The following is a 12,708-nucleotide window of genomic DNA, read 5'->3' as shown; positions in this document are numbered from 1 at the left end:
ATTCCGATGACGTTCACGACCGATGGCATGGCACCCCAGGATGGCAAAGGCTGGCTGAAGACGGCGGCACGCGCCGGCTATGCCGCCAGGGGCCTGGTCTTCCTGATCGTCGGCTACTTCTCGTTCCGGGCGGCCTTTGCCACCGGCGAGGCGATGGATACCGAGGACGCCATCGAGGTGATCGGCGGATCGGGCTTCGGCACCCTGCTTCTCGCGGTGATGGTCATCGCCCTTGCCGCCTTCTGCGGCTGGCGCCTCATCCAGGTGCTGATGGATGTCGACAATCACGGAACCGATGCCAAGGGCCTGTTCGTGCGGACCGGCCTGCTCATCAGCGCGTTTTCCTATGGTGCGCTTGCCGTCTTCGCGGCGACGTTGCTGATCGGCAGCGGCGGCTCCGGTGGAGGCGGCGGCGGCAAGCAGAGCGTCATCGCCTATGCCTACGAGCAGGGCTACGGCGTCTGGCTGACCTATCTGATCGCCGCCGGCATGGCGGCCGCCGCCATCGCCCACATCGTCAAGGCGGTGAAGGCCGGATTCGAGAAATACATGGCGATCCCGCAGGATCGCCGCTGGCTCCTGAAGCCGGTCTGCCAGTTCGGGCTCATCGCCCGGGCCGTGACCTTCGTCGTCATCGCCGGGCTGCTGGTCACGGGCGCCGCCGGCTACAGTTCCGGCGATACGCCGGGTCTCGACACCGCGCTGCAGGAGATCTCCGGCTGGAGCTTCGGCTGGCTGTTCCTGTCGCTGACCGGTCTCGGATTGATCGCCTTCGGCATCTATTCGATCGCCGAGGCCGTCTACCGGCGGATCAACATGCCGGACGTTCCCGATGTCGGATGAGGTCGCTCGGGCCAGCGCCGCGGCGCCACGGCGAAAAACCCGTTGACGGCGCCCCGGCCGGCGCCTAGCTTATGCGCCATGAGCACGAAGCTGATTCTCGTAGGATGGCGCACACGCGAGGCGGTCTGAAGACCGCCCGGCGATAGCCACGTGTGCGCGAGACAAAGGGCCCCTGGAGGCCCTTTTTTATTGCCGAAAATTCTGGGAATGGTCCGCCGGGACAGGGGCGGAAACGAGAAAGACCGAAGCGATGGATATCAGGGCCGAGAGTGAAGCACGGGAGATGACGGGCGCGGGAATGGTCGTCCGGGCGCTCGTCGACAACGGGGTGACCGACATCTTCGGCTATCCGGGCGGCGCCGTGCTGCCGATCTATGACGAGCTGTTCCAGCAGGAGGAGATCCGGCACGTTCTCGTGCGCCACGAGCAGGGCGCCGGCCACGCGGCCGAAGGCTATGCCCGCTCCACCGGCAAGACAGGCGTCATGCTGGTCACCTCCGGCCCCGGCGCGACCAATGCGGTCACGGCGCTGCAGGACGCCTTGATGGACTCGATCCCGCTGGTCTGCATTTCCGGCCAGGTCCCGACGACGCTGATCGGCTCGGACGCCTTCCAGGAATGCGACACCGTCGGCATCACGCGCCCCTGCACCAAGCACAACTGGCTGGTCAAGGACGTCAACGACCTGGCGCGCATCCTGCACGAGGCGTTCCACGTGGCGCGGACCGGCCGTCCCGGCCCGGTCGTCGTCGACATTCCCAAGGACGTCCAGTTCGCGACCGGCATGTACACCCCGCCGCCGCCGGGCCGCACCCATGAGAGCTACCGCCCGCGCCTGTCGCCCGAGGCGGAGCGCGTCGCCGCGGCGGTCGCGATGCTGGCCGGCGCCAAGCGCCCGATGGTCTATTCGGGCGGCGGCGTCATCAATTCCGGGCCGGAGGCCTCGAAGCTCCTGCGCGAACTGATCGAGATGACCGGCTTTCCGATCACCTCGACGCTGATGGGCCTCGGCGCCTATCCGGCCTCCGGCAAGAGCTGGCTGGGCATGCTGGGCATGCACGGCACCTACGAGGCCAATCTCGCCATGCATGGCTGCGACGTCATGCTGTGCATCGGCGCAAGGTTCGACGACCGCATCACCGGCCGCCTCGACGCCTTCTCGCCGGGCTCGAAGAAGATCCACATCGACATCGACCCGTCCACGATCAACAAGAACGTCCGCGTCGATCTGCCCGTCATCGGCGATGTCGCGCATGTGCTGAGGGATCTGATCGCCGAGTGGAAGCGCGTCGGGGCGAGCGTCGACCGCGAGGCGCTGGCCGCGTGGTGGCACGAGATCGACACGTGGAGGGCGCGCAACTGCCTCGCCTACAAGCCCCATGACGACGTCATCATGCCGCAATACGCGGTCCAGCGGCTCTACGAGGCGACGAAGCACCGCGAGACCTACGTCTCGACCGAAGTCGGCCAGCACCAGATGTGGGCGGCGCAGTTCTACGGCTTCGAGGAGCCGAACCGCTGGCTGACCTCGGGCGGCCTCGGCACCATGGGCTATGGCCTGCCAGCCGCCATCGGCGCGGCGATCGCCCATCCGGATGCGCTGTCGGTCTGCATCGCCGGCGACGCCTCGGTGCTGATGAACATGCAGGAGATGTCGACGGCGGTGCAGCACCGGGCCAACGCCAAGATCTTCATCCTCAACAACCAGTATATGGGCATGGTGCGCCAGTGGCAGCAGCTGCTCCACGGCAACCGGCTGTCGCATTCCTACACCGAGGCGCTGCCGGACTTCGTCAAGCTCGCCGAGGCCTATGGCGCGGTCGGCATCCGCTGCCAGAAGCCGGGCGATCTCGACGATGCGATCGCCGAGATGCTGGAGGTCGACGCGCCGGTGCTGTTCGACTGCCGGGTCGCCAATCTCGCCAACTGCTTCCCGATGATCCCGTCGGGCAAGGCCCACAACGAGATCCTTTTGCCGGAAGAGGCGACCGACGAGGCCGTCGCGAAGGCGATCGACGCCAAGGACAGGGTGCTGGTTTGACCGGCCGCAAGAAGAACATGACCAGGAAACACCCATGACCAACCCTGTCGTCCAGCCGCCGGCCTCGGCCTATTTCATCACGCCCGAGAAGGAGACGACGGTCGCGCGCACCCTCGCGATCCTCGTCGACAACGAGCCGGGGGTTCTGGCGCGGGTCATCGGCATGTTCTCCGGCCGGGGCTACAACATCGAGAGCCTGACGGTCTCCGAGACCGAGCACGAGAAGCATCTGTCGCGCATCACCGTTGTCACCCGCGGGGCGCCCCATGTGATCGAGCAGCTGAAGAGCCAGCTCGACCGCATCGTGCCGGTGCATCGGGTCGTCGACCTGACGTCCACGGCGGGCTCGACCGGCGAGAGCCAGCCGATCGAGCGCGAGCTCGCCATCGTCAAGGTCGCCGGCAAGGGCGAAAAGCGCGTGGAGGCGCTGCGGCTGGCCGACGTCTTCCGGGCGAAGGTCGTCGATTCCTCCATCGAGCATTTCGTCTTCGAGATCACCGGCCGGCCGTCGAAGCTCGACAAGTTCGTCGGCCTGATGGCGCCGCTCGGCCTCGTCGAGGTGTGCCGCACGGGTGTGGCGGCGCTGTCGCGGGGCATGGAAGGGATGTGAGGAAACCCGGCTCCAGCCTGCTCCTGGCGCAGGTTGGAGCCGGCACGACAGTCTTACGGTGCCGGCTCGCGCTTCCCTCTTCGCGGCCGGTTCCTGTCTCTTCGGCCAAGGCCACGCATGGTGTGAGCGGACCTGCTGGCTGGATCATCGCCGGCCTCCAGCGCGCAGGGGCTGATCTTCGTCGCTGCCGCCGGGTGCCGATGCCGTTCCGAAATGGTCGCAGCGCGCGGCGCGCCTCGCCGAACCGGGGCGTAGATCGGCGGCGAAGGAGCACGATCCAAGGCAACAGCTGCATTGACTGTCCGGCAGCAGACTTTCACCAAATATAACGTTCACGGAGCCATGTGGCGTTGCAATGAAATCCGCGACCTGTTTCCGCAGAACTCTGCAGGTGACAAGATGTCGCACGAATTCGGCGGCCACTTTCATTGTCGCCTGTGGAAATCCGCGAACTTTTCGTTTCAACTGCAGGAGTTTCGCTCCAGCCATCACGTAGGCGAATGTCGAGTCAGCTGCGCCTCACCAGGGACCGCATTTCCGATCAGACCTATCGACGGCTGGTCGACGGTATGGCGGAATATGCGATCATCATTCTGACGGCGCAGGGCATGATCGGAAGCTGGAACGCCGGAGCGGAAAAGCTGAAGGGGTTCGCCGAGGAGGACGTTCTCGGCCTCGACTTCTTCGACTTCTTCTTTCGCGAGCACCGCTCCGACACCTCGATCGACGACGCGATGCGCGAGATCGAACTCGACGGCCGCTATACGTCGGAAGGCTGGTGCCGTCGCAAGAACGGGACGCGATTCTGGGCTCACGTCACGGTCCAGGCGGTTGCCGACGACCTCGAAGGCAGGGCGGGCTATGTCGCGATCTGCCGGGACCGGACCACACGCCGCAGCGCCGAAGGCGCTTCGGAGCGCAACGAGGCCCGCTTTCGCCAGCTCATCGACGGGTTTCGCGACCAGGCGATCTGCATGCTCGATCCCGAGGGGCGAATCGGAAGCTGGGGCGGTGATCTGGAGCGATTGCTGGGCTATGCCCGGCACGAGATCGTCGGCATGCCTTTCGCGCGACTGTTTCCCGAGGACGAGCGCGCGCGTGGACTGCCCGAGGACATGCTGCAGACGGCCGTCCGCGACGGCCGGCTGCAACAGACCGGCTGGCGCCTGCGCAGCGACGGCCGGCGGGTCGCCGTGAGCGAGGTCATCGACATGATTCACGGCGAAGACGGCGCCCATGCCGGCTTCGCGGTGGTCATGCGCGACATGTCGGCCCAGCGGGCGACGGAAGATGCGCTGGAGGCGACGCGGCAGGCCCTGTTCCAGTCCCAGAAGCTCGAGATGATCGGCAAGCTCACCGGCGGAGTGGTCCACGACTTCAACAATCTTCTCAGCGCGATCCTCGGCAATCTTGAGATCGGCCGCCGGCGCCTCGACCCCGGCAGCAACGTCAGCCCCTTCATCGACAACGCGCTCATCGGCGCGCGGCGCGGCGCCGACATGGTGGCGAGGATGATGACCTTCGCCCGCGAGCAGCCGGCGCACATCGCGAGCGTGGCTCTGCCGGATCTTGTCAGCGGTCTCGAAGACCTCTTCTCATGGACGATCGGCCCCGGCGTCACGGTCAAGACGGAGTACAGCCCACGTCTCGCAGCCATCGAGGTCGATCCCCACCAGCTCGAACTCGCCCTGATGAACCTTCTCGTCAATGCCCGGGACGCGATGCCCTGTGGCGGCACGATCCACATCCGGGCGCGCAACCGGCGCATCGCTCCAGCGCAGGCGGCCGGCGCCGCCTGGCGCTGTGTCCAGCTCGCCATCTCGGACACCGGAACGGGCATGGATGCGGAGACGCTTGCCCGGGCCAGAGACCTTTTTTTCACGACCAAGGCACCGGGAAAGGGAACCGGACTGGGCCTCTCGACGGTTCAAAGCTTCATTGACGCCGCGCACGGGCAGATGTTGATCGAAAGCGCGCCGGGCAAAGGCACGACTGTTTCCCTGCTGCTGCCCTGTGCCAAGGACCCGGCTCGTGGAGCGATCGTGGATGACGAAATCGAGGATGACGACGTGGTAAGCTCTGACAGACGACGGCTGCGCATTCTCGTTGTCGACGACGATGCGCTGGTTCTGATGAACACCGTGGCGATGCTGACGGAACTCGGTCACGAGACCGTCGAGGCGATCTCGGCGCGTGACGCACTGGCCATCCTTGCGGCGGAGGGCGAGGCGGGCGTCGATCTGATGATCACCGATCATGCCATGCCGTCGATGACGGGCATGGAACTCGCCCGCTGCGTCAGCGACACCTGGCCGTCCCTGCCGGTGATCCTTGCGACGGGCTATGCGGAGGTGGGGACGGAGGTTGGATCCGTCGCGACGGCCCGTCTGCAGAAGCCGTTCGGGATCCGCGATCTCCGGGCGACCATCGACGCTGCCGTCGCCGCCAAGCAAACGGCCAGGTCGCACGTTCCCGGGGCCGCGAGAAACCTGCCGCTGTCCTTCGTCGGAACGAACGCACCGGGCAAATTCGGCGCCTGATCGCCCGAGCCTCGACCCGCTGGCGGCAGTGGATCCGCAGCGAGCGTCCGATCCGCCCCGAATTCCCTGCTGCTTGATTGCTCGCGCGATTCCTGCGACCGAAGGAAACCATGGCGCAGGATCTGGGCCAATCGCGAATCGGACCGATGGCTGTTCCGCCGCAGGCGGGACGGTCCGCGCATGTCGTTGCGCCCTCGGCCTTGCGGCGGCGCCTCGCTCCAGAGGCGATCGGCCGACGGGCCGCGCAGACGGGGAGTGCGGGCGCCATGGGCGAGCCACGGCGCAGCGCCGAAGCCTCACGGGAGACACGGCCTTGAAACTCACGCCGCAGCAGGACGATGCCCTGAAGGCCGTCGCGGACTGGCTCGACAACGGCAACCAGCCGATCTTCCGCCTGTTCGGCTATGCCGGGACCGGTAAGACGACGCTGGCCAAGCACTTCGCCGAAGGCATCGACGGGGCGGTCCAGTTCGCCGCATTCACCGGCAAGGCGGCCCAGGTGCTGCGCTCGAAGGGGGCGAAGTCGGCCCGCACGCTGCATTCGCTGATCTACCGGCCGCGCGGCGAGGAAACCGTCGCCGACGAGACCAGCGGCACCTCGCGCGTCTCGCCCACCTTCTCGCTCAACCGCCAGAGCCCGGTCGCCAAGGCCAAGCTCGTCGTCGTCGACGAGTGCTCGATGGTCGACGAGGCGCTCGGCCGCGATCTGATGTCCTTCGGCACGCCCATCCTCGTCCTCGGCGATCCCGGCCAGCTGCCGCCGGTCTCGGGCGGCGGCTTCTTCACCGAGGCGGAGCCGGATTTCCTCCTCAGCGAGATCCACCGGCAGGCCCGGGACAATCCCATCATCGAGATGGCGCTCGCCGTGCGGGAAGGCCGCGAGCTGATGTATGGCGACTATGGCGAGAACGCGCAGGTGATCTCCAAGCGCGAGGTGGAGACCGACCGGGTGCTCGCCGCCGACCAGGTGCTCGTCGGCACCAATCGCACCCGGCGGCGCTACAATGCCCGCCTTCGCGAGCTGAAGGGCTTCGAGGGGCCGCTGCCGATGGCTGGCGACAAGCTGGTGTGCCTGCGCAACGACCCGCCCAAGGGGCTGTTGAACGGCTCGCTCTGGCAGGTGATGACCGCATCCCGCGAGACGACGAAGCCGGGCGTCAATCTGATCGTCAAGCCCGACGACGACGACATCGACCAGGGGGCGGCGAAGATCCGCCTCCTGAAGCAGGCCTTCGAGGAGCCGGAGGCCGAAGTGCCCTGGGCGACGAAGAAGCGCTTCGACGACTTCGACTACGGCTACGCGCTGACCGTCCACAAGGCGCAAGGGTCCCAGTGGAACGACGTCATGCTGTTCGACGAGAGCTTCGCCTTTCGCGACACCCGCGAGCGCTGGCTCTATACGGCGATCACCCGGGCGGCGGAAAAGCTCACCATCGTGCGCTGAGGCCACGCCGCGACTCCGGCGGTCCCGCACTCCGCCGGCCCGAACCGTTCGCCGCCGGCGATGGTCGGGAATGCCGTCTCGTGCGGCCCTGTCCTCTCTCCCCGCGAAGTCCTCTCCCAACGAAAAAGCCCTGACCGTGGGGGGACGGTCAGGGCTCTTCTTGGTGGCGCGGGGATGGGGGATTACTCCGCAGGCACCAGCTCCGGCGTTGCTTTCGTCGCGGGGGAAGCGAGGAACAGCCAGAGGAAGAGGATCACGCCGAGAATGACGATCGGCGATCCGATCATCAGCAGGAGGTTCGGCGCGCCGGTGGCATCGACCATGACCTTGCCGGCGAGGAGGACGATCGTACCGGCCTCGTAGACCGCGAACTGGACGGTGGCGAGGGTGCGCTCACGCAGCTGCGGCCAGCCGCGATGCGCGAGGCCGAAGATCACCGAGGCGACGAAGCCGAGAAGGCCGATATGGGCATGCGACTGGGCGAAGTTGAAATGGCCGCTGGCGCCGAGCCACGTGCCGAAACCGGCGGCGAAGACGAGCCACCCGAAGCCGGTGGCGACATACACCTTGTCGATGTTGCGCATGGATCTGGATCTCTCACGGACGCCGAAATCAACGAAACTTCCGGGCAACCTTGCCATCGGAACCGTTCGGCGGTCGCTCCTCTAACCATGCGAGGTTTCACTGCGATTTCGAGTTGTGTTTCGTCCAGGTTTCCGCGAGGTCGCGCTCAGTCGGTTCCCTGGAACGCCACGCCGTCGAAGGCGAAGACCCTGACGCCGTCCTGATTGACGCCGAGGGTGGTGAAACTCAGGAGGCCCCAGCCGGGGCGGCTGTCCGAGATGCGCTTCTCGGTGACGGTCTGGGTGAAGGTGACCGTGTCGCCGGCAAAGACGGGTTTCGGCCAGCGCATGTTCTTGAAGCCCGGGGATGGGCCGACCCTCGGGGCCGGGTTGCCGGCCTCGATCCAGGCCTTCAGCCGGCCGTACCGATAGTCGACGTTGAGACGCATGCAGGCCGCGGCGGTGTGCCAGCCGGATGCGCAGAGCCCGCCGAGCACGGATGCCCTGGCGGCCTCCGGATCGACATGGAACGGCTGCGGATCGTACTGCCTGGCGAAGCGGACGATGTCGTCCGCGGTGAACAGGTGCGAGCCGAGAAGGATCGGCTCGCCGACGACGAAGGTGTCCCAGAAGCTCATCGGGCGGCGCCCTCGCGGGTGAGGAGGAGGAGGGTGTATTCGCTCTCGAGCACCGTCACGCCCTCCTGGTTCTCGAGGGCGACGCCGATCTTGGCGATGCCGAGGGTGGGGCGCTTGGCCGAAAGCCGCCGCGACAGGACGCGGGCAGTGCCGGTCAGCCTGTCGCCGGGCCGCACCGGCGCGCGCCAGTTCACGAAGTCGACGCCGGGCGAGCCCTGGGAGGTCGAATCGAGAAGAAAGCCCTCTGCCATCATCCGCATCAGCATCGAGCAGGTGTGCCAGCCGGACGCCGTCAGTGAGCCGACGAGCTCGTTGGCGCCGCCGGCCGCGTCGTCGAGATGGAAGGGCTGGGGGTCGAACTCCCGGGCAAAGGCGATCATCTCGTCGCGATCGGCCGTGTACGGCTGGAGCGGGATCTCGCGGCCCTCGGTGAAATCTTCGAACGTGCGCAAGCGTCGTCTCTCTCGTCGTTGACGGGAAGGAGGTTTACGCCCTCGCGCGGCGGAGGAGAAGGTGGCGGAGCCGCTTCCGGCGAAATCCGTGGGCTGACGGTCCGCCGGGAGACGCCATCCGCCTTCACAACCCCGCCTTGCGCTGCAATCATGAGGTTCGACCGAGCCTGCTCGCCACCCTGCAAGGAGCTTCCCATGCGCCGATCCGCGTTCCTCTTCCGCCTCTTCGCTTCGACGACCCTTGCTCTCCTTCTCGCTGGGCCGGCATCAGCCCAGGAAGCCAAGTCCGCGGGCGAGGACGCCGCGGCACCCGCGCCGAACGATCTCCTCAATGCCGCCCTCTGGATGCAGCGGGCGGTGGAGTACAAGGCCAATTCCGTGGGCATCTATGCCCTCGGCAGGATCCGCCTCGACGAAGCCCTCGCCGACGACACGGCCAGCGCCCTCGACCAGGGCGATGCGGCCGATCTTCCGGCGGCGGTGATCCTCGACCTCGACGAGACGGTGATCGACAACTCGGCCTACGAATCCGGTCTGGTCACCACGAATGCCGACTACCAGTCGAAGACCTGGGATGAATGGACCAAGGCCAAGGACGCCAAGCCGGTGCCGGGCTCGCTCGACTACCTGAAATACGCCGACGCGAAGGGCGTGAAGATCTTCTACGTTACCAACCGCAAGGCCGACCAGGAGGAGGCGACCCGCGCCAACATGGAGGCGCTGGGCTACCCCATGGGCGGCAACGTCGACACCTTCCTGATGCGCGACGAAAAGCCGGACTGGGGCTCCGACAAGACCTCCCGCCGCGCCTTCGTCGCCAAGGACTACCGCGTCGTCGCGCTGTTCGGCGACAATTTCAACGACTTCACCGGCGCCGCCTCGGGCACGCTGGAGGAGCGCGAGGCGGCCTATGACAGGCTGCAGAGCCACTTCGCCGAGGACTGGTTCATGCTGGCCAATCCCGCCTACGGCTCGTGGGAATCATCGGCTTATGGCGACGATTTCAAGCTGCCGAACGAGAGGAAGCGGGCGTTGAAGGTCGATGCCCTGGAGCCATGGACGCCGAAGGTCGACTGACGGGCCCGTGCGGGGTTGGCTCCAGCCGGCGCGTCTCGCCGGCTGGAGCCCATGGGTGGCTGCCTTGCCGGCCGGGACCAGCGGGGGGCTTTTGGCCCGGCTCTCCGGCTCTCCGGCTCGCGCAGGTCGGCGCGGCTATCGCAGGAGGTTCGCCTTGCGCAACTCGACGCCGGAGTTTTCGAGCGGAGCATCGGCGCCCGCGAGCGTGATGGTGACGATCGCCGCGCCGGCCTCGAAGCGCATGCCCTGCGGCACGTTGACGACGAAATACTCCTCCTCGCCGACCTGATCGGCTACGGTGAAGGCGACGGTGCCGGCGAGGCGGCTGGCATTGCCCGCGTCGAGGGTGGCGGCATCCGGGGTGCTCTGGTTCGCCGTCCCGGCCTCACTCCCGGCTGGCTCGATGTAGACGTCGATGAAGACGGTCTCGTCCGGATCGATGGCGCTCGGGGCAAGGACCAGCGACAGGCGGGTCGGTTCGAGCGGGGCGGCGATGCGCAGCGAGGCGTCGGCCCCTGCCGTCGCGATCGTCTCAGTGGTGGCATCCTCGATCCCCAGCCGGGCCGCGGATTTTTCCGCCGGCTGCGCCCGTGCCGACGAGGCCGCGACGAGCGTCGATGCGGCAATGGCGAGCGCCGCGGCAACGGCGAGGCGGGCGGTGCGATGGTGGGAGCGCCGGGTGGCGATGGAATGTGGCAATAACCTGTGCATAGCCGTTATAAGCATCGCGATGCCCGGCTTCGCAAGCGTTGCGGACGGCAGTCTTAAGAAAGGGTTACCGGCCGCGGCGGATGTCGATCGACAACCGGGCCGGTCGCGGGAGCAAGCAGCCATGGCCACAAGGATCCACCGCTACGCCGTCAGCCTCGCATGGACCGGCAACCGGGGCGAGGGGACGGCGACCTATCGGGGCTATTCCAGGGATCATGTGATCTCGGGCGAGGGCAAGCCGGCGATCGCGGGCTCGGCCGATCCGGCCTTTCGCGGCGATCCCGCGCGCTGGAACCCGGAGGAGATGCTGCTCGCCTCGCTGTCTGCCTGCCACCAGCTCTGGTACCTGCATCTCTGCGCCGAGGCGGGCGTCGTCGTCACCGCCTATGCGGACGCCTCCGAAGGCGAGATGCAGGAGGCGCCGGACGGCGGCGGCGCGTTCGTGCGGGCGGTGCTGCGGCCAGTCGTCACGGTTTCGGCGGCGAGCGATGCCGAGACGGCGCGGGTGCTGCATCACGAGGCCCATGCCAAGTGCTTCATCGCCCGCTCGGTGAACTTTCCGGTCGAATGCGAGCCGGAGATCCGGGGTGAGCCGGCCGAGACCTGACGCTCGGAAGCCACACCCCGAGGCTCGCCCTATGCCTCAGACGTTGAACTTGAAGTTCATGATGTCGCCGTCCGCCACCACATATTCCTTGCCCTCGTCGCGGGACTTGCCGGCCTCCTTGGCGCCGACTTCGCCGCCCAGTGCCACGAAATCGGCAAAGGCGATGGTCTGGGCGCGGATGAAGCCCTTCTCGAAGTCGGTGTGGATGACGCCGGCGGCCTGGGGCGCCTTGGTGCCCTTGTCGATCGTCCAGGCGCGGGTCTCCTTCGGCCCGGCGGTGAAATAGGTGATCAGGTCGAGCAGTTCGTAGCCGGCCCGGATGAGGCGGTCGAGGCCCGGCTCGGTCAGGCCCATGGCTTCCAGATAGTCGCCGACTTCCTCTTCCGGCAGCTGCGCGATCTCGCTCTCGATGGCGGCGGAGATGATCACCGAGCTCGCGCCCTGCTTCTCGGCCATGGCGGCGACCGCCGCGGAATGATCGTTTCCGCTCGCCGCGTCCGCCTCGGCGACGTTGCAGACATAGAGAACGGGCTTGGAGGTGAGGAGGTTGAGGCCCCGCAAGAGCTGCGTCTCCTCGGCGTCCATGCCGGACAGGAGCACGCGCACCGGCTTGCCCTCGTTGAGGACGCCGAGCGCCTTCTCCATCACGGGCAGGACGGCGATCGCGTCCTTGTCCTTGCCGGTCGCCTTCTTGCGGGTGGAAACGACGCGGCGCTCGAGGCTTTCGAGATCCGACAGCATCAGCTCGGTCTCGACCGTTTCGGCGTCGGCGACGGGATCGACCCGGCCCTCGACATGGACGATGTCGTCATCCTCGAAGCAGCGCAGCACGTGGACGATGGCGTCCACCTCGCGGATATTGGCGAGGAACTGGTTGCCGAGCCCTTCGCCCTTCGAGGCGCCGCGCACGAGGCCGGCGATGTCGACGAAGGTGATGCGCGTCGGCAGGATCGCGGCCGACTTGGCGATCCTGGCGATGTCCTTCAGCCGCGGATCCGGCACCGGCACGTCGCCGGTGTTCGGCTCGATCGTGCAGAACGGATAATTCGCGGCGGCCGCGGCGGCCGTCTTGGTGAGGGCGTTGAACAGCGTCGACTTGCCGACATTCGGCAGGCCGACGATCCCGCATCTGAAACCCATGGGGGTGATCCTTCGGAAGTTTTGGGGACCGCCGTGCGGCCC

Annotated in this window: 12 protein-coding genes; 7 read left to right on the top strand and 5 right to left on the bottom strand. The window is 67.0% G+C overall.

The features are described from left to right. Positions 1–6: 6 nt before the first annotated feature. The 5 genes from ATO4_RS02130 to ATO4_RS02110 all read left to right on the top strand — a co-directional run bounded on the left by ATO4_RS02130 (position 7) and on the right by ATO4_RS02110 (position 7,478). Positions 7–843: a DUF1206 domain-containing protein gene (locus ATO4_RS02130; RefSeq protein WP_083589717.1), complete on the top strand. Its 837-nt coding sequence runs from the start codon at positions 7–9 to the stop codon at positions 841–843. A 250-nt stretch (positions 844–1,093) separates the two neighbouring features. After that, positions 1,094–2,884 carry an acetolactate synthase 3 large subunit gene (locus tag ATO4_RS02125; RefSeq protein ID WP_083589716.1) on the top strand — a complete coding sequence of 597 codons (1,791 nt, stop codon included), beginning with the start codon at positions 1,094–1,096 and terminating at the stop codon, positions 2,882–2,884. A gap of 34 nt (positions 2,885–2,918) precedes the next feature. Continuing rightward, positions 2,919–3,494, top strand: coding sequence for an acetolactate synthase small subunit (gene ilvN, locus ATO4_RS02120; RefSeq protein WP_083589715.1), 576 nt, complete (start codon positions 2,919–2,921; stop codon positions 3,492–3,494). 500 nt (positions 3,495–3,994) lie between these two features. Next, positions 3,995–6,034 carry a PAS domain-containing sensor histidine kinase gene (locus ATO4_RS02115; RefSeq protein WP_083589714.1) on the top strand — a complete coding sequence of 680 codons (2,040 nt, stop codon included), beginning with the start codon at positions 3,995–3,997 and terminating at the stop codon, positions 6,032–6,034. Positions 6,035–6,347: 313 nt separating this feature from the next. Beyond that, positions 6,348–7,478: an ATP-dependent RecD-like DNA helicase gene (locus ATO4_RS02110; RefSeq protein ID WP_083589713.1), complete on the top strand. Its 1,131-nt coding sequence runs from the start codon at positions 6,348–6,350 to the stop codon at positions 7,476–7,478. A gap of 182 nt (positions 7,479–7,660) precedes the next feature. On the opposite strand, the gene ATO4_RS02105 is transcribed toward ATO4_RS02110, so the two are convergent. From ATO4_RS02105 to ATO4_RS27575, 3 genes are all read right to left on the bottom strand, one after another. Continuing rightward, positions 7,661–8,062: a hypothetical protein gene (locus ATO4_RS02105; RefSeq protein WP_083589712.1), complete on the bottom strand. Its 402-nt coding sequence runs from the start codon at positions 8,060–8,062 to the stop codon at positions 7,661–7,663. A gap of 146 nt (positions 8,063–8,208) precedes the next feature. Next, the gene (locus ATO4_RS27580) at positions 8,209–8,679 is read right to left on the bottom strand and encodes a MaoC family dehydratase (RefSeq protein WP_176222822.1); all 471 of its coding nucleotides are present in this window, start codon (positions 8,677–8,679) and stop codon (positions 8,209–8,211) included. After that, on the bottom strand, positions 8,676–9,131 hold the full coding sequence (locus ATO4_RS27575; RefSeq protein WP_176222821.1) for a MaoC family dehydratase: 456 nt from the start codon (positions 9,129–9,131) through the stop codon (positions 8,676–8,678). Before ATO4_RS27575 ends, ATO4_RS27580 begins: the two co-directional genes overlap by 4 nt. A 195-nt stretch (positions 9,132–9,326) precedes the next feature. Between ATO4_RS27575 and ATO4_RS02095 the strand changes: the two genes are divergently transcribed. Continuing rightward, positions 9,327–10,208: a 5'-nucleotidase, lipoprotein e(P4) family gene (locus tag ATO4_RS02095; RefSeq protein WP_083589711.1), complete on the top strand. Its 882-nt coding sequence runs from the start codon at positions 9,327–9,329 to the stop codon at positions 10,206–10,208. A gap of 135 nt (positions 10,209–10,343) precedes the next feature. On the opposite strand, the gene ATO4_RS02090 is transcribed toward ATO4_RS02095, so the two are convergent. Continuing rightward, positions 10,344–10,907, bottom strand: a complete 564-nt coding sequence (locus ATO4_RS02090) for a hypothetical protein (RefSeq protein WP_083589710.1) — start codon at positions 10,905–10,907, stop codon at positions 10,344–10,346. Positions 10,908–11,040: 133 nt separating this feature from the next. Between ATO4_RS02090 and ATO4_RS02085 the strand changes: the two genes are divergently transcribed. Beyond that, positions 11,041–11,526, top strand: a complete 486-nt coding sequence (locus ATO4_RS02085) for an OsmC family protein (RefSeq protein ID WP_083589709.1) — start codon at positions 11,041–11,043, stop codon at positions 11,524–11,526. A 36-nt stretch (positions 11,527–11,562) separates the two neighbouring features. Here ATO4_RS02085 and ychF read toward each other — a convergent pair whose 3' ends face one another. After that, the gene (gene ychF, locus ATO4_RS02080) at positions 11,563–12,666 is read right to left on the bottom strand and encodes a redox-regulated ATPase YchF (RefSeq protein ID WP_083589708.1); all 1,104 of its coding nucleotides are present in this window, start codon (positions 12,664–12,666) and stop codon (positions 11,563–11,565) included. Positions 12,667–12,708 lie beyond the last annotated feature (42 nt).

The organism is Aurantimonas sp. 22II-16-19i (genome assembly GCF_002088275.1).
Classification (GTDB): domain Bacteria; phylum Pseudomonadota; class Alphaproteobacteria; order Rhizobiales; family Rhizobiaceae; genus Jiella.
This window is presented reverse-complemented; position numbering and strand designations above follow the sequence as displayed.

Coding starts and splice junctions, on each gene's coding strand:
- ATO4_RS02085 (WP_083589709.1), top strand. CDS start 11,041: ATGGCCACAAGGATCCACCGCTACGCCGTCAGCCTCGCATGGACCGGC.
- ATO4_RS02105 (WP_083589712.1), bottom strand. CDS start 8,062: ATGCGCAACATCGACAAGGTGTATGTCGCCACCGGCTTCGGGTGGCTC.
- ATO4_RS02115 (WP_083589714.1), top strand. CDS start 3,995: ATGTCGAGTCAGCTGCGCCTCACCAGGGACCGCATTTCCGATCAGACC.
- ilvN (WP_083589715.1), top strand. CDS start 2,919: ATGACCAACCCTGTCGTCCAGCCGCCGGCCTCGGCCTATTTCATCACG.
- ATO4_RS27580 (WP_176222822.1), bottom strand. CDS start 8,679: ATGAGCTTCTGGGACACCTTCGTCGTCGGCGAGCCGATCCTTCTCGGC.
- ATO4_RS02125 (WP_083589716.1), top strand. CDS start 1,094: ATGGATATCAGGGCCGAGAGTGAAGCACGGGAGATGACGGGCGCGGGA.
- ychF (WP_083589708.1), bottom strand. CDS start 12,666: ATGGGTTTCAGATGCGGGATCGTCGGCCTGCCGAATGTCGGCAAGTCG.
- ATO4_RS02095 (WP_083589711.1), top strand. CDS start 9,327: ATGCGCCGATCCGCGTTCCTCTTCCGCCTCTTCGCTTCGACGACCCTT.
- ATO4_RS02130 (WP_083589717.1), top strand. CDS start 7: ATGACGTTCACGACCGATGGCATGGCACCCCAGGATGGCAAAGGCTGG.